Genomic DNA, 21,681 nt, shown 5'->3' with positions numbered 1-21,681 from the left:
AAGCCACGCGAAAATCGCGTGGATGCTTGCCGCCCTGAATTGGTCCCCGCTGACGCTTCGGCCCTCCAGACGAAGCGTCACCAGTTACTGATGAGTACCCAAACATAAAGATACCGCCTCGCTGTCAGAGCGATTGTTCGAATGACACGAGAGTCGAAAAGGCCGCAACAGGCCCCCACCACACCGGAGCGTCGGTCTTTTGTCGCCGCCCGGCCAACGCCGGGTATGAAGGTTCGCGGCCAGCGGGAGTGTCAGTCGTGTGGCCACCGGTGGTCGTACTACGAAACGGGGAGTGTCGCCTGTCCCTCGTGTGAGAGTCTGCGAAGCGTCGGCGTCGACGAGCGAACGCTCCACACCGACGCCCCCGTAACGCTCGACCTGACGCCCTACCGGACCGCGTGGGCGGAGGACCGCCTGGCCGACTGCGTCGAGGACTGCAAACGCGACCTGCGCGAGTACCGCCGCCAGCGTGGCTTCATCGACGGAGGCGACCTCCTACCCCTCGACGACACCCTCCTCGCCGCCAACGAACTCCTGCAGGTGGTCGACCTGTTCGACCGGACCCGAAAGCCAACCGACGCCGACGAGCGCTACCTCCACGCGCTCCTCCGGGACGCCGACGAGGGGGGCCGCCCGCCGGTCGATACCGTCTCGGACGCGTGGGCGTCGGCGCGAGGGCTGGGCTACGCGAACGCCATCGCGGACTACCGCCACGACGTGGCCGACTGGCTGGACGAACACCCCGACGAGGAAGCACGGCAGACGCTCGGGACGATTCACGAACACGTCAAGCGCGTGCAGGCACTCGAGGGCGACGTGTCGCTGGACGAAGCGGAGTCGCTCGTGGCGGCGACGCGGGACGTGGGGCGGTATCTGATCGAGGGCGAGATGTCCGCGCTCGCGTCGGCACGGGACCGACTCGAGGCCTTAGTCTAGGTCGACCGGCACGTCTTCCTGCCGGCTCGCCGCCTTGACCGTGTTGTAGAGCAGCATCGCGCGCGTCATCGGGCCGACGCCGCCGGGGACAGGCGTGATGGCGCTGGCGGCGTCTTTGGCGCTCTCGAAGTCAACGTCGCCGACGAGCGTCGATTCGCCGTCGCGTTCGACGCGGTTGACGCCCACGTCGATGACGACGGTGCCGTCGGAAATCATCGACCCGTCGACGAGTTCGGGGACGCCGACGGCGGCGACGACGACATCCGCGCGCTGGGTCTTCTCGGCCAGATTGTCGGTCCGGGAGTGACAGACGGTCACCGTCGCGTTGCCGTAGTCGGCCTTCTGGACGAGGAGGTTCGCGAGCGGTTTGCCGACGATGTTCGACCGGCCGACGATGGTCACGTCCGCGCCCTCCGTCTCCACGTCCGCGGCGTCGAGGAGTTTCAGGACGCCGTGGGGCGTACACGGCTTGAACACGGGGTCACCGGCGACGAGACGGCCCACGTTCTCGGGGTGGAAGCCGTCGACGTCTTTCGCGGGGTCGATAGCGCGGATGACCGACTGGTCGTCGATGTGGTCCGGGACGGGCATCTGGACGAGGATGCCGTTGACATCGGGGTCGGCGTTCAGGTCCTCGACGGTGTCGAACAGTTCCTCGGCGGGCGCCTCGGGGTCGAGTTCCACGTCCAGTGCTTCGATGCCTACCTCTTCGCAGTCCTGCTGTTTCATGGAGACATACGTCTCACTCGCCGGGTCGTCGCTCATGAGCACTGTCGCGAGCGTCGGCGTCACGTCGGCGTCGGCCAACTGGTCGATAGCTGTCGCGAGTCCGTCACGCACGTCGCTGGCGACGGCGTTGCCGTCGATGATCTGAGTCATGTCCCGACAGGCGCGATGAACCGCCTTCAACGCGTTGGTTGGTGCAGTATCGACACCCACGGTTTTGTCGGTCGGGGTCGAAGGGACGTGTATGTACGACGACATACTGCTCGCGACGGACGGCGAACGCGGCTCGGAGAACGCGACGGCCCACGCCATCCGCCTGGCGGCGCTCCACGACGCCATGCTCCACGTCCTCTTCGTCGTCGACAGCGACGTCTACTCCGCGTACAGCGGCGACGAGTACGTCGACGAACGCGAGGGACCGGAGCACGGTCTGGAGGAGGTCGGCGAGGACACCCTCGCGGCGGTCCGGGAGCGGGCCGCCGACCACGGCGTCGAAGTCGTGGAGACACTCCAGCACGGCCGTCCCCACGAGGAAATCGTCGACTACGCCGACGAGAACGGTATCGACCTCATCGTCCTCGGCACTCGTCGCCACCCCACGGAGTACCGGAGTCTGCTGGGCAGCGTCACCGACCGCGTGGTGCGACTGGCCGACCAGGCCGTGACGGTCGTCAAGACCGAGGTCGAGTAAGCATCGCGGTCTTGGAATCGCCGAGCGATTCTCGTCGGGACGGGCCGACGAGAACCGCGTTCGAGTTCCGAGACGCCCGATTAGTCGTACAGCGGGTTCGCGCCACAGAGGTCGTCGACCCGGTCGCTCACGTCGGCGAGGACCGACTCGTCTTCGGGGGCGTCGAGGACACGCGCGATGAGGTCACCCACCTCGCGCATGTCGGCGGCGTCGAAGCCGCGAGTCGTGAGCCCCGCGGTGCCGGCGCGGATTCCGCTCGGGTCGAACGGTGACCGCGTCTCGCCGGGGACGGTGTTGGCGTTGAGGACGACTCCCGTCTCCTCCAGGGCCGCCTCCGCGTCGCCGCCGGAGAGGTCCGGATGCGAGTCGCGCAGGTCGACCAACACCAGGTGCGTATCGGTGCCGCCGGAGACCAGCGAGAGGCCGTGGTCGGCGAGCTGGTCGCCGAGGGCGCGGGCGTTCTCGATCACCTGTTCGGCGTAGTCGGTGAAGGAGTCGTCGAGTGCCTCGCGGAAGCCCACCGCCTTCCCGGCGATGTTGTGCATCAGCGGCCCGCCCTGCACGCCGGGGAAGACGGCGTTGTTGATGGCGTCGGCGTGTTCATCGCCGCACATGATGATACCGCCGCGGCCGGCGCGGATGGTCTTGTGCGTGCTCCCGGTGACGAAGTCGGCGATGCCGACGGGCGAGGGGTGGACGCCCGCGGCGACGAGACCCGTGATGTGTGCGATGTCGGCGATGTGCAGGGCGTTGACGGCGTCGGCGACGGCGTCGATGCGCTCCCAGTCGACCTGTCGGGGGTAGGCAGAGAAGCCGGAGACGATGGCGTCGGGGTCGAACTCGTCGGCCGTTTCTGCGAGTTGCTCGTAGTCGAGATACCCCGTCTCGGGGTCGACGCGGTAGTGTTCCACCTCGTACAGCTGGCCGGCGAAGTTCGCGGGGTGGCCGTGGCTGAGGTGGCCGCCGTGTTCGAGTTCGAGCGAGAGAATCTTGTCGCCCGGATTCAGCATGGCGAAGTAGACGGCCATGTTCGCCTGCGACCCGCTGTGGGGCTGGACGTTGACGTGCTCGGCGCCCCACAGCTCCGTCGCGCGCTCGATGGCGAGTTCCTCGACGACGTCCGCGAACTGGCAGCCGGCGTAGTAGCGCTCGCCGGGGTAGCCCTCGGCGTACTTGTTGGTGAAGACGCTCCCCTGTGCCTCGATGACGGCCTGACTCGCGTGGTTCTCGGAGGCAATCATCGAGAGGGTGGTCCGCTGGCGCGCTTCCTCGTCGTCGATGGCGGTGGCGACGGCCGAATCCGTCGCGCGGAGGTGACTGTAGTCCATGCGTATCCGCGTGCCAAGCGCGGCATAAAGGTATCTCTCGCGAGTCGCCAACCGACAAAATTCAGTAGAATCTACGCCTGAAAATACTCTGTTACGCCCCTGAACCTGCGTTAAAATTAAATACGGATGTGTGGATATTGCTCCCATGGTCGCCGGGGCGAATCTGCACGGGGAGAGCTTAGAGGAGATACTGGAGCAGGTATTCGAGTCGTCGTCGTCGCTGTTGGTGGTCGACCCGAGCGCAGAGACTGTCGAAGCGCTCACCGCTGTCACGACTGCCGCGGCGGACCCGCCGACGATTCGGCTGTTGGCCGACGCGGCGCTGTTGAAAGAGGTGATGGACGACTTCGTGGTGGCGAGCAACGCCGCGGACCACGTCGCCTCGGAGACGCTCAGCATCAGGACGGGCCGGGGCGCGTCGAACACGCTGCTCATCACCGACACCACGGTGTGGACGCTCGTCGAGGCAGGTGACCAGGTGGCGGCACTCGGCGACGATGACGACGAGTTCGTTGAGGCGGCCCGCAACACCTACGAGACGCGCTGGGAGAACGCAGACGAGTTCGACCTGCGAACGCCGCCGCTGTCTCGGATTCGGGAGACGCTCGGCGAAGAGATTGGTCAGGATACGCGTGCCGACTTCGACGCGACGCTGTCGGCGCTGGAGGACGCCCGCGAGGCCGGCGGGGAGTTCGACGAGGTGACGCTCACCATCCTCGTCGCGGCCCGCAACGACGTCCTGTTGTACGACATCAGCAAGTGGGGCGAGGACGTGGGCATCGCGAGCAAGGCGACCTTCTCCCGCACCAAGACGACGCTGGAGGAGGAGGGGCTCATCAGGACGGAGAAAGTCCCCATCGACGTGGGTCGGCCGCGACTGCGACTCAAGCTCAACGAGGACCGCTTCGACGAGGTGACGCCGGCGGAACTCGCCGCGGTGACGCTCAACCGAACCGCCTGAGGCGGATTGTTGTGACTGTTTTCCGGTGGTTCGCCGCCCCGTCTCGGCGAACCTGCGGTACTGACTCACAAACCGCCCGAGCGCGGTCAGTTCACTTTTCCCGACGGCGAGCGTCGACCGTCGCATGGACGTTGGTATCGCGGGGACCGGACCGGCCGCCGAGTCGGTGCGGGCCGCGCTGGACGACATCGACGCGACGCCGACGACGGCGACGCCCGACGAGTTCGGGTCGTACCCTCTCGGCGTCGTCATCGCACCCGCGGGCGCCCCGGCCTTCGAGCGTGCGGACGACGCCGCGCGGCGCTGGGTCGCGGTCGAAATCGGTGGCCTCGGCGGGCGCGTGATTCCGGACCTCGACGCCGCCGTCTCCGTCTTCGCCGACGGCGTCGGCTACCGTGACCTCCAGATGCGCGTCGCGGCGGCGGCCGAGGAGGAGACCACCGGCGACGCGACGGGAAGTCGAAGCGCCGTCCGCCTCGCGGGCGCCGTCGCCGGCCACCGCGCCGTCTCGCTACTCAGCGGCGACGACGTGGCCGGGACCGTCGTCGAGGTGCCCGGCGCCGAACGGCGCGTGCATCGCGTCCCGCGACCCGCCGAACGCGACCGGACGCTCCGGCGCGACCACCGGGACGCCTCGCTGGACGACGCACTCGCACGCGGCGAGCAGGCCGTCGACGACCGAGTCGGCCTCGTGACACAGGTCGGCGAACGCGAGTCGTTCCCAGTGCCGTACTATCTGGCGACGACGACGGACACGACGGCCTTCAGCGACGCGCGGGCCGCCCCCTTCACCGCCGGCGTCGACCACGACTGGGACCGGGCGTTCATGAAAGCCCTCGGCGAGGGGCTGGAGCGGTACTGCGCCGGCGTCTACCACACCGACGCGTTCACCACCGCCCCGCCGTCGGCGGAGACGGTCGACGGCCGGCGGACAGTGTCGCCCGCGGCGTTCGTCCAACCAGAGGGCGACACGAGCGACGACGACATTCCGTGGGTGCCGGGTGAGGACCTGGCAACGGACGCGGAGGTGGCGCTCCCGGCGTCGCTCGTCCACTACCCGCCGCCGGCGGAGCGGCCACGCCCCGCCATCACTACCGGGTTGGGACTCGGCAATTCGGGGTCCGAGGCGCTCCGTTCGGGGCTATACGAAGTCATCGAACGCGATGCGGCGATGCTCTCGTGGTACTCGACGTACGAGCCACTGGGCCTGTCGGTGGCGGACGAGGGGTTCGAGGCGCTGGTCGACCGGGCGCGGGCCGAGGACTTGACCGTGACGCCGCTCTTGCTCACCGCAGACGTTGACGTTCCAGTCGTCGCCGTCGCCGTCCACCGCGAGGGGGAGTGGCCGCAGTTCGCCGTCGGCACGGGCGCGGACTTAGACGCCGTCGCGGCGGCGCGGGGAGCGCTCGCGGAGGCGCTCCAGAACTGGATGGAGCTGCGGGCGATGGGGCCCGAGCAAGCACGGGAAGAGGAGGGCGCAATCGGCCACTACGGCACCTTCCCGCCCGACGCGCAGGCGTTCGTCGACAGCGACGGCGACGTGCCGGCGTCGAGCGTCGGTGCCGACGTGTCGGGCGCCGCGGAACTGGACGCCCTCGTCGAACGCGCCAGCGACGCGCTCTCGGTGTACGCCGCCCGTGTGACGACGCCGGACGTGGCGGACCTGGGCTTCGAGGCGGTGCGCGTCCTCAGTCCCGAGGCCCAACCGCTGTTCGTCGACGAACCGTACTTCGGCGAGCGGATAGAGACGGTGCCACAGGAACTGGGCTACGAACCGCGACCGAACCGGGCGTTCCACCCCTTCCCTTAGACGCCAATCGTCGCGCGGAGCATGTCCCGCGTCCCGGGGCCCAGCCCCACCGCGAGGATGGCGACCATGAGGACGATGGCGTACCGCGGGCTGTCCTCGAATATCTGCTCGTCGAACAGCCAGACGACGGCCGTCGCGGCGACGAGTTTCACGACGAGGAAAGGCCACGTGTCGCCGGTCACTGCGAGGACGGCGGGCGGGAGCGCCGAGGCCGTGATGTCGACGATGGCGCTGTTGACGGGGTGTTTCGGGATGAGGTTCGGCCCTGCACCGAGCGCGACCATCCAGTCCAAGCCGACGACGTTGGCGACGCCGTCGACGGCGTGTCCCCAGATGACGACGAACCCGAGTCGGCCCGTCCCGGCGTTGACGACGGGCGCGAACCGTTCGACCAGCCACCACGTCCCCCACGCCGAGAGCGTCGCGCCCGCGAGGGTGACGACGAGGACCTGCGGGTGGAGCGTTCCGGGGCCGGTGATGGCGCTCCAGAGCAAGAAGAGAAGGGTCACGACGAGGACGACCGATCCGATGCCGAACAGCGGGCGGGTGTAGTGCTCGGCTACGCCCTGGCGGACGAGGGCGACGCTCGCGAGGAGGGCGACGAGTGTCACGGCGAAGACGGTGAAGTAGATGATCGGACTGATGATGAGCGTGTTGAGCGGGTAGCCGATGACCGCGCCCGCGGCGGCGTCGGTGACGTCCTCGACGACGCGGAGCGCGCCGCCGAAGAAGACGAACGGCAGGAGGGCGAAGAACATGTCGCGCTCGGAGCCGATGTCGAGGCGCTGGAGGAGGAAGCCGACGCCCGAGAGCGCGATGAGGAGCGTGACGACGTAACCCACCTCGGAGACGAGCGTGTAGCCGGGGTAGGCAACGGGTTCGGCGGCCGCGCGACACGCCGAGTCGGCGTACAGATACTGCGTGGTGCCGCCTTCGCGGATGGCGCAGGTGGCGGCGTTGGCGTCGGCCTGCACTGGCCCCCAGAAGAAGTGCCAGACGAAGCCGTCGTAGACGATGCGTGGGAAGAGAATCGAGCCGCCGATGAGAGCGGCGAGGAGAGCGAGGACCGCCCCGGCCCAGAGCCGGGCCGGGTCGACATCGAGACGCTCGGCGACCGTTGGCATACGTCTACGGCCAACCGCGGCGCGTTTCAGCGTTGTGGTTGTCGCTCGGTCAGGGCGTCTGCGAGTCGTCGTCAGTTGCCGTCTCCGGCGATGCATCGTCGGGGGTATCAGCCTCCTCGCCGACACCCTCGGACGCCGTCGTCTCGAACGAATCCCCGCCACCGCCCGTCTCACCGGACGGACCGTCGGGAGCAATCCCCATCGCGTCGCCGAATCCCCGGCCCCAAACCCACGCGGCGGCAATCTGCCCGTAGAACGTGACGAACACGCCCGCGATGGCGCCGATGATGGGGACGATGCCGAGGATGCTCGCGGCGGCTGCCGCACCGAACATGACGGCGACGCCGTAGAGCCACGGGACGGCGTAGGCGGAGTCGAGCGACGCCTTGCGAATCACGTCAAGGTCGAACGCGGCGCCGACCCGCCCGGTGTGGGCGTAGTTGGCGAGGCCGACCAGACCGACATAGCCGAACACGAGAGCCAAGAGGAGCGAGATTGCGAACCCACCCAACAGGCCGACGAGGCCGATTCCCGCCCCGGCTTCACTCCCGGAGGCGAGGGCCATGACTGACCCGCCGACAGTCACCGCCATGAGGACGAGCGGAATCAGTTGATAGACGATGATGACGACGAAGGCGACGAGACCCTCTTTGAACATCGCCCCCCACTCGTCGAAGACCGGCGGTTCCTCGTCGTGGATGCCCGCCCGCAGCGCGCGAACGACGTAGCCGTACACGAAGAACGCGGGAACGACGAGAATCGACAGGAGCGTCAGCAGACCGCCGATGATGACGGTCTTGATCCACTCGTCCGACTCCGTCGGATACGTGACGACTCGTTCGATGTCGAGAGCCATACCGACCTGTTCACGGGGTGATGTGAAAGGTCTTGCTCGCTTATCCAGACTGTGTGACGGGGTCGGCGTCGGACAGCGCCTCGGCTAAGTCAGTCGTCGTCAGGATGCCCATCCCGTCGCCGTCGGCGTCGGTCACGGGTAGGTGACTCACGTCGGCGTCGAGCATCCGACGTGCGGCGGCGTCGAGGGAGTCGTCCGGGCCGACCGTCACCACGTCCGTCGCCATGTAGTCGCCGACGGTCGCCTCCGCGGCCGACGCCTCGTCGGCGGCGACCCGGACGGCGTCCGTCGAGGTCAAGATGCCCTCGGGTCGGCAGGCCTCGCCGACGACGACGACCGATTTGATGCCGGCCTCCAGCATCCCGCGGGCCGCCTCGCTGACGGGCGTCTCGGCGTCCAGCGTGAGCATCGGCGTCGTCATCACGTCGCGGACTCGTGTCATACGTCACCGTACCACTCGAACAGTGATAAAGGGACGGCTGCTATGAAACACGACCGGGGGAAATATCACGGCGGTTTCACAACACAGAGTCGATGCCCTCCACGACTCGCAGGACGTTCCTCGGAACGCTCGCGGCGAGTGCCGGCGCCAGCGTCGCCGGCTGTTCCTCGTCGTGTCCAGACGACGACGACCCGACGCCGTCGGCGGTGTTCGGGCCCGACGACGCCGGCGACGGCTTCGACACGGTCCCCGGTGGCTCGTGGCCGGCGCCACAGTTCGACGCCGGCAACACCGGCTACGCGCCATCGCGTCGGCTCCCGGAATCGCCGACGGCACACTGGGAAACGACCGTCTCGACACCGGAGACCGACGTGAACGCGGTGAGTTCGCCGACCGTCGCGAACGGCACCGTCTATCTCGCCACCGGGGATCAGGTCGTCGCGCTCGCCCTCCGCGACGGGTCCGTGCGCTGGCGCAGCGACTCCATCGGGCCGGTGGCGACGGGGACGGCGACGGAGGACGAAGACGATATCGTGCCCCCAGTCGTCGCCGGCGGGCGCGTCCACCTGGCCACGGAGAACGGCCTCGTCGCGCTCGACGCAGACGACGGGCAGACGGCGTGGCGATACGGGCCGTCGACGACCGCGGGGGTCCCGACGGCGCTCGACGACGGCGTCGTCGTCCCCGCGGACGACCGCGTCGTCCGACTCTCGGCGGACGGCACGGAGGAGTGGACGGCCGAGGTGTCCGCCGCCGCTCCCGCGGTGGCCGACGGGACGGTCGTCGCAGTCGGCGACGAGGAGACGGTCGCACTCGACGCGGCGACCGGCGACCGCCGGTGGTCGGCGTCGCGGACGGGCGAAACGTACCCCGTCGCCACCGACGGCACGGTGTATCTCGGGTCCTACGGCGGACTGACGGCGCTCTCGCTCGACGGTGGGGAGGAGCTGTGGCAGGTCGACCGCGGCGGCGGTCGGAACTTCTCCGCGCCGGTCGTCACCGACGACACGATATACGTGGTCGAACGCCCGGGCGAGGCGGCCGACGCGACGTTCGCGTTCGACCGGTCGACGGACCCGCCGGAGCCGCGGTGGTGTTCGCGCACGACCGAAGGCGCCGTCGCGGCCGCGGCCGGCGAACACGTGTTTACCCTACAGCCAAACGACGAGGGCGTCGGACGGGCCGTCGAGTTGCTCACCTTCACCGCGCGCTTCGGCGAAGTGACGTGGGGGTTCTCGACCGGTGACCGGGTCCTGTCGCCGGCGGTGCTCAACGGCGGCGGTGTACTCGCGACGCATCGCGGCACCGTCGTCGGATTCGGGGGTGCGTGACCGTGTGGACGCCCTCCCTCCGCGTCGGTGGCGGCATGACCGTCCTCGGCGGCCTCTTCGTCGCACTCGTCGGCGTCCCCTCGCGCTGGTTTGGCCCGCAACCGACCGACTCCTACGTGTTCGACCCGCCGCTTTTCAGTTCGCTGTGGGTCGAGCGCACCGTGATTCCCGTCGTCGCCGTGGCGGCGACGCTACTCCTGTTGGTCGGTCTCCTCTCGCTACTCTGGCGCGACCGAGAGTCGCTGGCCCGCTGGCAGCGCTGGTTCGCCGCTATCGGCGTCGTCGGCGCCGCCATCGTCGCGCTGGGCACGATGCTCGTCATGTCGACGCAAGGGGTCGCCACGGACGACATCACCTCGGCGATGAACGTCCTGATTGGCGTGGCACTCGGGCTGCTCGGCGTCGTGCTCCTGTTTCCGTCGCTGATGGCGTGGGGCGTCGGCTACCTGCGCGACGACCACCGCCGTCTCGGCGCCGCACTCGTCGGCGGCCCCCTCGTCTCGGGGGTGTTCGTCGCCGTCGATATGGCCGCCGGCGTCTCGTTCGAACCACTCGGCGGACTGGTCGTCCTCCTTCCACTCTCGGTCGCCGCGCTCGTCGTCGGTGTCGACCTCTGGGAGCGACCGTCGCGCGGGTGAACCCTCGCGCGGGCTGTCGTCCACCGCTCGCGGCACGGCCCCGATTGCACCACTTCAGATCGGTCGTGCGAGGCGGACGCACGTCGCCCTCTCTCTTTTGCTTTCAGAGCGGGTACGAAGGGTATGGTACATCATTCACAGCGGTCGTTCCGAGGCAGGGACAGATGAGCGCGAACGAGCACGAGGTACAGCGAGAGCGCTCGTTCCGAGGGATATCGAAGCGGCTGGCAATCAAGTATCTCGAGAATCTGGGCGCCACACAGGTTGACGACGGCCGTGTCGAAGCCGACGACTGGGCCGCCGACCTGTCGACACAGACCGTCAGTATTGGCCCGTCGACGACGCTGACACAGGTGGACGTCGTCTTCGAGGGCGACCCCGCGGCACTCGATTCACTCATCGAACGCTTCGCGCGGAAGGCGATGCGCGCTGGCGGATAAACGCGACGCCAGATAGCCTCTCGCCGAGTAGTGTGTGCCGTGGGCCCACCACACACTTTTCACCGTCCCGACAGCAATCGAGGATACGTCAGTGTCATCGATGGACTCGGCTAGCTACCGCGAACGGCTCTACGACGTCTTCGCAAACCCGGAAGCCGACCCGGACGCGAAAATCCGGTCGGCGCTCGGCCTCGGTGCAGACTATCTCCAACTTCCGATCGGCTTCGTCACGCAGATACACAACGATACCCAAGAAATCGTCTACGCTACCGGCGAGCACCCGCTCATCCAACCCGGCGAGACGTGCCCGCTCGACGAGGCGTACTGCCGGCGGACGTTTCAGATAGACAGCGCGCTCGCCATCCAGGACTCCCACGTGTCCGACGAAATCTCCGAGAAGGCCGTGGAGGCGTTCGACCTCGGGACGTATATCGGCGCCAAAATCACGGTCGGCGACGAGCCCTACGGGACGGTGTGTTTCGCCGATACGGAGCAGCGAGGATCGGCGTTCACGGAGGCGGAGACGTACTTCGTGGAGCTGTTCGCCGAACTCATCGGGCAGGCCATCGAACGCCACACCCGCGAGCACGAACTGGAGGAGAGCCGGGCGCAACTCCGAAAGCGAAACCAACTCATCGGCGTGCTGAACCGGGTGCTCAGGCACAATCTCCGAAACGAGATGAGCGTTATCGTGGGCTTCGCGATGGAGCTGCAAAAGCGACTCGACGGCCGTGAGGCCGACTTCGCCGACCGCATCGTCCGGAGCAGTACCGAGCTCTTGGACCTCGCCGAGACGGCACAGACCCTCGAAGCCACCCTGAACGCACCAGCCGAACCGCAGGAGGAGGACGTGGTGCCGTACGTCGTTCGAGTCGCGCGCGAACTCGACAACGAGTATCCCGCCGTATCGGTTCACGTGCGAACGCCCGAGGCCGCATACGCCCGGAGCGACGCGCGGCTGGAGACGGCGTTGCGAGAGCTCGTCGAGAACGCCGTCATCCACCAGCCATCCCCGCGAACCGTCGAGTTGGGGGTGACGGAGACAGAGGAGGCGGTGACGATACGGGTCGAAGACGACGGCCCCGGGATTCCCCAACAGGAGCGACAGGTGTTACTGACGGGCGAGGAGACGCCACTCGAACACGGCAGCGGTCTCGGCCTGTGGCTCGTTCACTGGATCGTCCAGAGCCTCGACGGCACGATTCGGGTCGACGAGGCAGTCGCTGGTGCCTGTGTCGAGATCAGACTGCGAAAATGAGCGTCGGCGCGCGGTACTACAGTTCCACGTCGGTGGCGTTCTCGACGTCGAATCGGGTGATCGTCGGCTCGCCGTCGAGTAACTCGGGGAGTGCCGCCTCGAACTCGCCGAAGTGCTCGGTCTCGACGTGGGCGCCGAAGGCCGCCTCGTCTTCGTAGCGTTCGACGATTCTGAACACGTTCTCGTCCTCGATGTCGGTGGTGACGCGATAGTCGATGACGCCCTCCTCCGCTCGGGACTCCACAGCGAGCGTTCGCATCAGTTCGACCGCTCGGTCACGGTGGGCCGGGTCGACCGGGATTGTCGCGTGAACGACGAGCATTACACCCTACGAGAGGTACGCAGCCATATATACGCTCGGCCGGGTAGCGGTCACAACAGCCCGACCACCAGCGCCGCCGTGCCAGTGGACAAGAGGAGCACGCCGACTGCGGCCCCCGAGCGCTCGCCGAGAGACCAGACGGGGTGAACGAGCTGGAGACCGCCGACGACCACGAAGACCGTCCCCGGGACGAACCAGCCACCGAACGCGGCCGTCCACGGGACGAACAGCAACGCGAGCACGGACCCGACCACGACCCAGAGGACGGCGAAGCCGCGGGCCCCCGGCGTCACGTCCTCGTCGGAGAATGCGACGAAGAGTGCGGACGGCCACAGCCACTGCACGACCCCGACACCGATCCAGAACAGCGGAAACCCGTAGGTGACGAGTCCCTCGGCCATCGATTCACTGAGCATGGGTGGAAAACGGTGGGTATCGAATCGAAGCGACCGGCATCAGACGATCCCCCGACTCCGAAGCGTCGCGCGGACGAACCGGTGGTAGACGGCGAGGACGGGCAACAGCAACACTGCCGTCCCCACCATCAAGAGCAGGAATCGCCCGTATCCGGCCGCGAGCACGCCCGCACCGTCAGCAGGGACGATTTCCGGGAGCCCGAGCGAGCGAAGCAGTCCGTCGAACACGAACCGGAACGAGAGCCAGAGACTGACAAAGAGGACGATGCCCGGCCCGAACAGGGCGATGAGGAACTCGTTGAGTATCGTTCCCGGGTCGTCGGCGTCGAACATGGCTCCGGATGAGCGACGAGAGATACATAATCGTTGTTGCCGGGGTGGGTGTCCGTCGGCGTTCGAGAAGCGCGTCTGTCGCAGCCGTGCGTCTAGTCGGCCCACTCCAAGTCATCCGGGGCGTACGAATACTGCTTAATCCCCATGTCCTCGCAGTGTGAGTCGAGTGCGCCCGGAGCCATCTCTGGGTCGTCAAGCTGGCCGGTATAGACCACCGATACCGGCTCAGCAGCGGAGTCATCAGCACGGGCGACGACGATGGCTTTGTCGGGGTCGTCGTGAGTCGCGTTGACGACGCGGTCACCCGGCGTGAACGGATTCGTGGCGAACTCTAGGTTCGTGTGCTTGTACGTGTACAGTTTGATATCCTGATCGTCACAGTACGACGAGAGGAGGGCTGGGTCGATGTCGCGCCAGTTGCTCGGCCCCTGGTCCAGACTACTCGGGAACGCGACACAGACGGCCTCGCCGTCCATCGACTGCCCGTACACACCCACGTCCTTCTCCGGCGGGAGCACTTCGATGACGACTGCCACAGACGCATCTTCGTCGCCGGACTTGATGACTCGATCACCCGGCGCAAACGGATTCTGTGGCTTCTGGTTCATGTGGGCCGTGTTCGGGCCGAGGTCCATCAGCTCGTTCATCGGGCGAGTGGCGAGATGGTCCAGTTTTGTCGGTTCGGCGCCCGAATAGGCGCCCTGAGTCGACACTTTCGATTTGAGTGTCTCGACGCGCTCCCAACCGAGGAGGATGAGTCCGTCCTCATTGTCGCGGTGCCACACCATGACGATGATGTCGTCGTCGGGGTCTTGGTCAAGGAGTTTCGACGGCTGGAAGGCGGAGACGTCTCGCGAGGTTTTCACGTCGATTTCGTAGCCGAACACCTCGAAATCGTAGGCGGAGAAGCTCTCCGGGTTGCACTTGCGGATGGCTGCTTCGTTCTCCCACTCCCACATCTCGACGGGCAGGTACTCGCGGCAGAACTGTTCGAAGGCGAGTTCGCCGAGGTTGCCGCGGCGTTTGGTGGGGACGTCGTCAGCGTCCTGTTTCACGGCTTGGTGGTGGGCACGTTTGCGGTCGACGTCAGCAGGGGTGTAGAGGTACACTGTATCGATATCTAAAAGTGACAAAATGAATGTGTCGGCGGCTTGGGATTGTCAACTGCAGACCCAGTTTTACAGAGATATTCTCAATAGGAATCCTATGCCCAGTGGGAAAGAAACGCCCACGATCGGCTGGACTATCTCTTGACACCAGGATTCAGGATGCCTTCACCTTGTGAATGGGTTAGAGCTGAACTCGTTCAAAATTTTCCCTTAAAAGTACTTCATCAGATCTAAGATGGAATCCATTCTTCTAAATTTGCAATTCTCCAATACGTTTCTGTAAGTCAACAAATGCGTCTTTTGCAGTTTCTATAGACGTAGCGCCTGTCATAATGACCTTCCCGGAACCGAATACAAGCAATACACAGTCGTGTGCAGTCGGCCGATATACTAACCCTGGGAATTGCTCTGGCTCGTACTCTGTAACCTCTAAACCAAGCCCGATTGCGAGAGCAGATAAGTTGAGATTCTCACCAACCTCGGCCAGACACACATAATTCTGTGACTGGAACCACTTATCCTCAGATGAAGACAAAATCTCATGATCGCTAAGGATACTCAGAAACTCCTCGCGGATGGTGTGAACCTCTTCCCCTGAGCTCGCGCCAGTAATAATGTATTTGCCAGTACGATAGAGTGTGATTAGTGGATCAGAGTCTCCAAATCGAAAATACGCGCCAGGGTATTTTTCAGGATCATAGTCCACAATACTGTCTAAGTCGCTAGCAATTGCTTCAAGATCAAGTTCTACACCAAGTGATCCAGAAGCAACGATATTCACGACCTCTACCATCTTATCGTCTCTCCGTCACACAGGGTGTTAATACCCTGAGTTAAACCTTGTACTGACTTCTGCAGGTTATCAGAAGGGAACAAGAAGTCATATTCGCCAACAAAGGCGATGCGTTAGCAACGACTCGGGGCACAGAATGGAAATTGTGAGTACAATGGGTAGTAGTTCACTCGGACAATAAATTGGTTTAGAGACTCTCGTATCCGAGTTGGACGACCATCTTGGAGAACTCATAGATGGGGACGGCCCCTCAATGGTCACTGTTCGGCTGAAAAAGCACAGGCCGGCCGGTCAACATCACATTGGGGGCCAGACTAGGATATTATCTCCTCCTGCAGCAACCTCCACATCATTTTTTAATCCCAGTCACGACTCCCGCTGTAGATGGTCGACAATTTCAACGAGAAGGCTGATTTCATCTGGTCTATTGCAGACCTTCTCCGAGGGGATTACAAGCAGTCGGAGTATCAGAAAGTCATTCTCCCACTGACCGTTCTGCGTCGGCTCGACTGCGTCACGGAGCGCAACAAGGACGAAGTCCTCGAACGCTACGAGCAACTTCAGAAACAGGGCATCGAGAACGTCGCACCGGCGCTGAAGAAGGCTGCCGACGCCGAGGTGTACAACACCAGCGAGTTCACCTTCGAATCGTTGTGCAACGACCCCGATGACATCGCAGAGAATCTCCAGTACTACATCAATCAGTACGACGACGAGACGACGGAGATCTTCGATAAGTTCGACTTCGACCATCAGATACAGCGCCTCGACGACGCCGAGATTCTGTATCAGATCGTCCGGCAGTTCGCCGAGATTGATCTCCACCCTGACGAAGTGCCGAACGAGGAGATGGGGTACATCTACGAGGAGCTGATTCGGAAGTTCAACGAACTCAGCAACGAGACCGCTGGCGAGCACTTCACACCGCGGGAGGTCATCGAGCTGATGGTCAACCTCGTGTTCCAAGAGGACGACGGGGCGCTGACCGAACAGGACGCCATCCGCACGGTGTACGACCCGGCCTGCGGAACCGGCGGGATGCTGAGCGTCGCTCAGGAGTACGTGCGACAGCTCAACACCGACGCGAACCTCCACGTCTTCGGTCAAGAGCTCAACCCCGAGTCCTACGCAGTCTGTAACTCGGACATGCTCATCAAAGGCCAGAACCCGGACAACATCGTCTACGGCAACTCCTTCACGAAGGACGGATTCAAAGGTCAGCGATTCGACTACATGCTCTCCAATCCGCCGTTTGGCGTCTCCTGGAAGAAGGTCAAGGAGGATATCGAGCGCGAACACGAGGAGCAGGGGTACGCCGGGCGCTTCGGTGCCGGCACGCCTCGGACCAACGACGGGGCCTTCCTCTTCCTCCAGCACATGATTAGCAAGATGAAGCCCCCCGAAGCGGGCGGCTCTCGCATCGCCATCGTGTTCAACGGCTCGCCGCTGTTCAACGGTGGGCCCAATAGCGGTGAGTCGGCCATTCGGCGCTGGATTCTCGAAAACGACTGGCTGGAGGCCATCGTCGGCCTGCCGGAGAACCTCTTCTACAACACGGGCATTCGCACGTACATCTGGGTGCTCTCGAACGACAAGCCCGAGGAGCGAACGGACACCGTCCAGCTCATCGACGCACAGGACCTATACGCCGAGATGGACGAGAGCCTCGGCGAGAAGCGCCACGAACTCACCCAAGAACACATCGACGAGATTACCCGCATCTTCGGCGACTTGGAGGCGAACGGCCGCTCCAAGGTCGTTCCCACTGAGGAGTTCGGCTACCGCCGCATCGTCATCGACCGCCCGCTACGGATGAGTTTCCGCGCGACGGAAGAGCGCATCGAGAGTCTGGACGACGAACGGGCGTTCACGAATCGGGACGAAGAGGTGCAGGAGGCGGTGAAGGAGGCGCTGTACACGTTGGACTCCGAGACGCAGTGGATGGATCGGGATGCGTTCATGGACGAAGTAGAGTTGGCGTTCAACATGCACGGCGTCGACGTGCGAAATAGTGTTCACAACGCGATAGAGCGTGCTTTGGGCGAGCAGAACGACGACGCCGAGATCGTGACGGATGGGAACGGAAATCCCGAGCACGACGGCGATTTGCGGGAACGAGAGCGCGTACCCCTTGGCACGGACCCACGGGAGTACTTTGAGGAGGAGGTAGCACCGTATCTGAAAAACGCGTGGATCAACGAGAGCAAGAAGTATCACGACGATAAGGACGGGGAACTTGGAGTTGTGGGGTACGAGATTAATTTTGACAGATTCTTTTATGAATATAAGAATTCACGCGGGCTCAGCGATATCGAGGGACAGCTATCCGAAACAGGAGAACAGATGGTATCTCTCCTTAATGATATTAATAACGAGAAGTCGCTCATTAGAGAGTCTGTTACCAGTGGAGTTGGAGAACAAGAGAAGACAGTAGATTCCGGTGTCGGTTGGATTGGAGAGGTCCCCGAACACTGGGATGTTGTCCGGACCCGCTTCGTCGCGGAACTCCACTCGGGACATACTCCCAGTCGTGATGAAGACGAGTACTGGAAAGAAACCGACATTCCGTGGGTCACGACCTCCGACATCAAGCCGTTCCGCGAGGGGCGCAAGCGCTACCTCCACGAGACGGAGAACCAGATTAGTGAACTCGGGATGGAGAACTCCGGGGCGCACCTCCTCCCGGAGGGGACGGTATTCCTCTCGCGTACCGCGTCGGTCGGATTCTCCGGTATCATGGGCAAGCCGATGGCAACTTCACAGGACTTCGCCAACTGGGTCTGTGGGGATGAAATCCTCCCTGAGTACCTTCTGTACGTCTTCCGCTCGATGGACCAAGAGTTCGACCGACTGATGCAGGGCTCCACACACAAGACCATCTACATGCCGGACATCAAGTCGTTCAAAACTCCCCTCCCACCGCTTGACGAACAGCGCGAGATCGTCGACCACATCGAAGCCGAAACCGAGCGCCTCTGGGAACTCATCGACCGTGTTGAGGAGACCATCGACCTCCTCGAAGAGAAACGCCAAGCCCTCATCACCGCCGCGGTCACGGGCCAGATTGATGTGGCAGAGGTGCAAGGTGAACATTAAGACTTCCGCACATGAGCAAACCCTACGACGAGGCGGCCTTCGAGGACGAGATTGCCGCCGCCTTGCTCGAACGCGGTTACACACGCGTCCCGAGTGAGCGATTCGACGCCGAACGCGGAATCTTCCCCGACGAGGTGGTTTCGTTCGTCAAGGAAACCCAGCCCGAAGCCTGGGACAAACTCGTCACCGCGTATCAGGGCAACGCCCGCGACCGCTTCCTCCAAGAACTGACGAGCGCGCTCGAACGCCAAGGAACGCTTGAGATACTCCGTCACGGCTTCCGCACGACCGGAACGAAGATCGATCTCGCGACGTTCCAGCCGAACACCGGCATCAACCCCGCATTACAGGCGAAGTACGAGGCCAACACCCTCGGGGTCACTCAGCAGCTGTACTACTCCACGACGAACCCGAACCTGAGCATCGACCTTGCGTTGAGCGTGAACGGAATCCCGGTCGCAACAGGCGAGCTCAAGAACACCTTCACGGATCAGGCCGCCCGCGACGCCCGCGAGCAGTATCGTCACGACCGCGACCCGAGCGAGCCTATTTTGCGCTTCAAGCGTGGCGCACTGGTGCATTTCGCCATCGACCAGAACGAAGTTCACTACACCACGGAACTTGAGGGCGAAGACACCAACTTCCTCCCGTTCAACAAGGGCCACGAGAAAGGTGGCGGGAACCCACCGCGGGAGGGCGACCATCGCACTGCGTACCTCTGGAAGGAGGTCTGGGAGAAGGACAGTTGGATGGATATCCTCCAGCGATTCATCCACATCGACACGGAGGAGATCAAGAAGGACGGCATCACCGTCGAGGAAGAGGAGACGATGATTTTCCCGCGCTATCACCAGCTGGAGTGCGTCCGGCAGTTGGTTGACAGCGCCCGCAAAGAGGGGCCGGGTGAGGACTACCTCGTTCAGCACTCGACTGGGAGCGGGAAGAGTAAATCCATCGCGTGGCTGGTTCACCGACTGGTCTCCCTACACGACGAGAACGACGACGCAGTGTTCGACGGCGTCGTTGTCGTCACAGATCGGACCATCCTCGACGAACAGCTACGCAACACCATCTACGAACTCGACCACAAGACCGGCGTCGTCCACCCTATCAAGGGAGAAGGGCGGTCGAAGTCAGAGGAGCTCGCTGAGGCGCTGGAGGCGGGCAAGCCTGTCATCATCACGACGCTCCAGACGTTCCCCTACGTCATCGAGCACACCCGTTCCCTCCCGGAGCGAGACTACGCCGTCGTCGTCGACGAAGCCCACAGCAGCCAGAGCGGCGAGATGTCCGCCGAGATGAAGGGCATTCTCTCGGGTGTCGACGCCGAGGACATCGAAGACGCCGAGGACGCCATCGCTGCGAACGCCGAAGCACGGAGCAAACAGCCCAATCTCAGCTTCTTCGCGTTCACCGCGACGCCGAAAGCCAAGACACTCCAGACGTTCGGCGAACCGGATGGCGAGGGTGGCCACGAGCCGTTCCACCTCTACTCGATGCAACAGGCCATCGACGAGGGATTCATCCTCGACGTGCTACAGAACTACACGACCTACGAGACGTTCTACAATGTCGCAAAGGTCGTCGAAGAGGACCCACAGGTCCCCGAACAACAGGCGGTGAAGGCCATCTCTCGGTTTCTGAAACTCCACCCACACAACGTCTCACAGAAGGTGGAAATCATCGTCGAGCACTTCCGAAGCCACACACAGCACAAGATCGGCGGGAAGGCGAAAGCGATGATCGTCACGTCCTCACGGCAGCATGCAGTCCGATACAAGAAGGCGATAGACGAACATATCGAGGAGAACGGATACGACCTGAGTGCACTCGTCGCCTTCTCCGGCACGGTCGATGACGACGGAACGAGCTACACTGAGGAGGGAATGAACGGCGGCATCAAGGAATCCGAACTCCCGAACGTATTCGATACGCCGGAGTACCAGGTGCTCGTCGTCGCCGACAAGTACCAGACCGGCTTCGACCAACCGCTTCTCCACACGATGTATGTGGACAAAAAACTCTCCGGGATACAGGCCGTTCAGACGCTTTCCCGTCTGAACCGGACGTATCCCGGGAAAGAGGATACGTTCGTCCTCGACTTCGAGAACGAGCAAGAGGAAATTCAGGAAGCCTTTGAGCCGTTTTACGGCAAGACAACCGTTTCAGAGGGCGCGGATCCACAGCATCTGCAGCAACTGGCATCCGAACTTGACGCATTCCGAATCTACGATCAGAATGAAGTCGACCGGTTCGCAGAGGTCTTCTTCGATCCAGAGAACACCGGAACAGAAGGCTCACACGCAAAGCTTAGCAGCCTCGTACAGCCTGCTCGTGACAAGTTCGTAGCAAAAGACGAGGACATCCGAGAGGAGTTCAAATCGACGCTCCGCTCGTTCCTCCGGCTGTATAAATTCCAGTCACAGATCGTCAGCTATGCCGACACGCACCTAGAGAAGCTCTATACGTTCGGTCGATTCCTCTACAAGGAATTACCGAAAGGGTCCGCTGGACCCTCTGTCGAGTTCGACGATGAACTCGCATTACAATACTACCGACTGGAAAAATCCGAGGAGGGCTCTATCGGACTGACGGCGAATGATGGAGAAGTCGAAGGGCCGACCGAGACCGGCACCGGTGGAGCAGGGGACGACGAAGAGATCGAACTCTCCACGATCGTCGAGAAAATCAACGAGAAACTAGGGACCGATTTTACCGAGGCCGATCAGCTGTTCTTGGAGCAACTGAAAGAAGACGCGCTCGAAGACGAACATCTTCGACGATCCGCACAGGCGAATAGCCGCGAAAATTTCGCACTCGAGTTCGACGATGCCTTGACCAGCATGTTCATCGACCGAATGGACCAGAATCAAGAACTGTTTGCACAGTTTATGGATAACGAAGAGGTTCAAGAGGCGATCACGAAGCACCTTCGACAGCAGGTATACGAAGAGAGCCAATCGGTCGAAGGATAGCCGGGAGATATTATCTGAGAGACACACACTCCCCGAGGAGTTGAACCTTCAGCGGATGCTCAAATACTGTTGAACGCCCCATTCCGACCTAGCAGG

The 21,681-nt window shown here is 63.5% G+C and carries 20 protein-coding genes; 10 read left to right on the top strand and 10 right to left on the bottom strand.

Annotation, left to right across the window (positions count from 1 at the left end):
* Nucleotides 1-225: 225 nt before the first annotated feature.
* Nucleotides 226-936, top strand: coding sequence for a DUF7117 family protein (locus BLU18_RS08935; RefSeq protein WP_092634152.1), 711 nt, complete (start codon nt 226-228; stop codon nt 934-936).
* On the opposite strand, the gene BLU18_RS08930 is transcribed toward BLU18_RS08935, so the two are convergent.
* Nucleotides 928-1,815, bottom strand: coding sequence for a tetrahydrofolate dehydrogenase/cyclohydrolase catalytic domain-containing protein (locus BLU18_RS08930; protein ID WP_092634150.1), 888 nt, complete (start codon nt 1,813-1,815; stop codon nt 928-930). The genes BLU18_RS08935 and BLU18_RS08930 overlap by 9 nt on opposite strands.
* 91 nt (nt 1,816-1,906) lie before the next feature.
* Here BLU18_RS08930 and BLU18_RS08925 point away from each other — a divergent pair, with 91 nt between their 5' ends.
* Entirely contained in the window at nt 1,907-2,353 is a 447-nt protein-coding gene (locus tag BLU18_RS08925; protein ID WP_092634148.1) for a universal stress protein, read from the top strand.
* Between the two features lie 80 nt (nt 2,354-2,433).
* Here BLU18_RS08925 and glyA read toward each other — a convergent pair whose 3' ends face one another.
* Nucleotides 2,434-3,681 carry a serine hydroxymethyltransferase gene (glyA, locus tag BLU18_RS08920; protein ID WP_092634146.1) on the bottom strand — a complete coding sequence of 416 codons (1,248 nt, stop codon included), beginning with the start codon at nt 3,679-3,681 and terminating at the stop codon, nt 2,434-2,436.
* 145 nt (nt 3,682-3,826) lie between these two features.
* On the opposite strand from glyA, the gene tbsP reads away from it, so the two are divergent.
* Both tbsP and BLU18_RS08910 read left to right on the top strand, forming a co-directional pair.
* Nucleotides 3,827-4,642: a transcriptional regulator TbsP gene (gene tbsP, locus BLU18_RS08915; RefSeq protein ID WP_092634144.1), complete on the top strand. Its 816-nt coding sequence runs from the start codon at nt 3,827-3,829 to the stop codon at nt 4,640-4,642.
* A gap of 124 nt (nt 4,643-4,766) precedes the next feature.
* On the top strand, nt 4,767-6,452 hold the full coding sequence (locus BLU18_RS08910) for a YcaO-like family protein (protein WP_092634142.1): 1,686 nt from the start codon (nt 4,767-4,769) through the stop codon (nt 6,450-6,452).
* Here BLU18_RS08910 and BLU18_RS08905 read toward each other — a convergent pair.
* Genes BLU18_RS08905 through BLU18_RS08895 form a run of 3 tightly spaced genes read right to left on the bottom strand, consistent with a single transcriptional unit; the run spans nt 6,449 to nt 8,874 of the window.
* Complete coding sequence (locus BLU18_RS08905) at nt 6,449-7,576, bottom strand: DUF63 family protein (RefSeq protein ID WP_092634140.1); 1,128 nt, start codon at nt 7,574-7,576, stop codon at nt 6,449-6,451. The genes BLU18_RS08910 and BLU18_RS08905 overlap by 4 nt on opposite strands.
* Nucleotides 7,577-7,625: 49 nt before the next feature.
* Nucleotides 7,626-8,432 carry a DUF4013 domain-containing protein gene (locus BLU18_RS08900; RefSeq protein WP_092634139.1) on the bottom strand — a complete coding sequence of 269 codons (807 nt, stop codon included), beginning with the start codon at nt 8,430-8,432 and terminating at the stop codon, nt 7,626-7,628.
* Between the two features lie 40 nt (nt 8,433-8,472).
* Nucleotides 8,473-8,874: a CBS domain-containing protein gene (locus tag BLU18_RS08895; protein ID WP_092634137.1), complete on the bottom strand. Its 402-nt coding sequence runs from the start codon at nt 8,872-8,874 to the stop codon at nt 8,473-8,475.
* A 92-nt stretch (nt 8,875-8,966) separates the two neighbouring features.
* On the opposite strand from BLU18_RS08895, the gene BLU18_RS08890 reads away from it, so the two are divergent.
* From BLU18_RS08890 to BLU18_RS08875, 4 genes are all read left to right on the top strand, one after another.
* Nucleotides 8,967-10,205 (top strand): outer membrane protein assembly factor BamB family protein, encoded by a 1,239-nt coding sequence (locus BLU18_RS08890; protein WP_092634134.1) that lies wholly within the window; start codon nt 8,967-8,969, stop codon nt 10,203-10,205.
* Nucleotides 10,202-10,843, top strand: a complete 642-nt coding sequence (locus tag BLU18_RS08885) for a hypothetical protein (RefSeq protein ID WP_092634132.1) — start codon at nt 10,202-10,204, stop codon at nt 10,841-10,843. Before BLU18_RS08890 ends, BLU18_RS08885 begins: the two co-directional genes overlap by 4 nt.
* Nucleotides 10,844-11,007: 164 nt before the next feature.
* A complete protein-coding gene (locus BLU18_RS08880; RefSeq protein WP_092634130.1) occupies nt 11,008-11,283 on the top strand; it encodes a MoaD-like domain-containing protein in 276 nt (91 codons plus the stop codon).
* Nucleotides 11,284-11,383: 100 nt separating this feature from the next.
* Complete coding sequence (locus BLU18_RS08875) at nt 11,384-12,541, top strand: GAF domain-containing sensor histidine kinase (protein ID WP_092634128.1); 1,158 nt, start codon at nt 11,384-11,386, stop codon at nt 12,539-12,541.
* Between the two features lie 16 nt (nt 12,542-12,557).
* On the opposite strand, the gene BLU18_RS08870 is transcribed toward BLU18_RS08875, so the two are convergent.
* The 5 genes from BLU18_RS08870 to BLU18_RS08850 form a co-directional block, all read right to left on the bottom strand.
* Entirely contained in the window at nt 12,558-12,863 is a 306-nt protein-coding gene (locus BLU18_RS08870; RefSeq protein WP_092634126.1) for a putative quinol monooxygenase, read from the bottom strand.
* Between the two features lie 50 nt (nt 12,864-12,913).
* Nucleotides 12,914-13,279 carry a hypothetical protein gene (locus tag BLU18_RS08865; protein WP_092634124.1) on the bottom strand — a complete coding sequence of 122 codons (366 nt, stop codon included), beginning with the start codon at nt 13,277-13,279 and terminating at the stop codon, nt 12,914-12,916.
* A 39-nt stretch (nt 13,280-13,318) separates the two neighbouring features.
* Complete coding sequence (locus BLU18_RS08860) at nt 13,319-13,612, bottom strand: hypothetical protein (protein ID WP_092634122.1); 294 nt, start codon at nt 13,610-13,612, stop codon at nt 13,319-13,321.
* A gap of 92 nt (nt 13,613-13,704) precedes the next feature.
* Nucleotides 13,705-14,721, bottom strand: a complete 1,017-nt coding sequence (locus tag BLU18_RS08855; RefSeq protein ID WP_092634120.1) for a DUF7961 domain-containing protein — start codon at nt 14,719-14,721, stop codon at nt 13,705-13,707.
* A gap of 250 nt (nt 14,722-14,971) precedes the next feature.
* A complete protein-coding gene (locus BLU18_RS08850) occupies nt 14,972-15,514 on the bottom strand; it encodes a TATA-box-binding protein (RefSeq protein WP_092634118.1) in 543 nt (180 codons plus the stop codon).
* A 384-nt stretch (nt 15,515-15,898) separates the two neighbouring features.
* Here BLU18_RS08850 and BLU18_RS08845 point away from each other — a divergent pair, with 384 nt between their 5' ends.
* Nucleotides 15,899-18,610 carry an N-6 DNA methylase gene (locus BLU18_RS08845; RefSeq protein WP_092634116.1) on the top strand — a complete coding sequence of 904 codons (2,712 nt, stop codon included), beginning with the start codon at nt 15,899-15,901 and terminating at the stop codon, nt 18,608-18,610.
* Between the two features lie 11 nt (nt 18,611-18,621).
* Nucleotides 18,622-21,585, top strand: a complete 2,964-nt coding sequence (locus tag BLU18_RS08840) for a type I restriction endonuclease subunit R (RefSeq protein ID WP_092634114.1) — start codon at nt 18,622-18,624, stop codon at nt 21,583-21,585.
* Nucleotides 21,586-21,681 lie beyond the last annotated feature (96 nt).

It is taken from the genome of Haloplanus vescus, from assembly GCF_900107665.1.
Classification (GTDB): Archaea; Halobacteriota; Halobacteria; order Halobacteriales; family Haloferacaceae; genus Haloplanus; species Haloplanus vescus.
Note: the sequence above shows the minus strand (reverse complement) of the source record. Positions and strands in the feature narration are given on the sequence as shown.

Bases quoted from the DNA above. Each gene is read 5' to 3' on its own strand.
- BLU18_RS08935 (WP_092634152.1), top strand. From the start codon at position 226: ATGAAGGTTCGCGGCCAGCGGGAGTGTCAGTCGTGTGGCCACCGGTGG.
- BLU18_RS08930 (WP_092634150.1), bottom strand. From the start codon at position 1,815: ATGACTCAGATCATCGACGGCAACGCCGTCGCCAGCGACGTGCGTGAC.
- BLU18_RS08925 (WP_092634148.1), top strand. From the start codon at position 1,907: ATGTACGACGACATACTGCTCGCGACGGACGGCGAACGCGGCTCGGAG.
- glyA (WP_092634146.1), bottom strand. From the start codon at position 3,681: ATGGACTACAGTCACCTCCGCGCGACGGATTCGGCCGTCGCCACCGCC.
- tbsP (WP_092634144.1), top strand. From the start codon at position 3,827: ATGGTCGCCGGGGCGAATCTGCACGGGGAGAGCTTAGAGGAGATACTG.
- BLU18_RS08910 (WP_092634142.1), top strand. From the start codon at position 4,767: ATGGACGTTGGTATCGCGGGGACCGGACCGGCCGCCGAGTCGGTGCGG.
- BLU18_RS08905 (WP_092634140.1), bottom strand. From the start codon at position 7,576: ATGCCAACGGTCGCCGAGCGTCTCGATGTCGACCCGGCCCGGCTCTGG.
- BLU18_RS08900 (WP_092634139.1), bottom strand. From the start codon at position 8,432: ATGGCTCTCGACATCGAACGAGTCGTCACGTATCCGACGGAGTCGGAC.
- BLU18_RS08895 (WP_092634137.1), bottom strand. From the start codon at position 8,874: ATGACACGAGTCCGCGACGTGATGACGACGCCGATGCTCACGCTGGAC.
- BLU18_RS08890 (WP_092634134.1), top strand. From the start codon at position 8,967: ATGCCCTCCACGACTCGCAGGACGTTCCTCGGAACGCTCGCGGCGAGT.
- BLU18_RS08880 (WP_092634130.1), top strand. From the start codon at position 11,008: ATGAGCGCGAACGAGCACGAGGTACAGCGAGAGCGCTCGTTCCGAGGG.
- BLU18_RS08875 (WP_092634128.1), top strand. From the start codon at position 11,384: ATGGACTCGGCTAGCTACCGCGAACGGCTCTACGACGTCTTCGCAAAC.
- BLU18_RS08870 (WP_092634126.1), bottom strand. From the start codon at position 12,863: ATGCTCGTCGTTCACGCGACAATCCCGGTCGACCCGGCCCACCGTGAC.
- BLU18_RS08865 (WP_092634124.1), bottom strand. From the start codon at position 13,279: ATGCTCAGTGAATCGATGGCCGAGGGACTCGTCACCTACGGGTTTCCG.
- BLU18_RS08860 (WP_092634122.1), bottom strand. From the start codon at position 13,612: ATGTTCGACGCCGACGACCCGGGAACGATACTCAACGAGTTCCTCATC.
- BLU18_RS08850 (WP_092634118.1), bottom strand. From the start codon at position 15,514: ATGGTAGAGGTCGTGAATATCGTTGCTTCTGGATCACTTGGTGTAGAA.
- BLU18_RS08845 (WP_092634116.1), top strand. From the start codon at position 15,899: ATGGTCGACAATTTCAACGAGAAGGCTGATTTCATCTGGTCTATTGCA.
- BLU18_RS08840 (WP_092634114.1), top strand. From the start codon at position 18,622: ATGAGCAAACCCTACGACGAGGCGGCCTTCGAGGACGAGATTGCCGCC.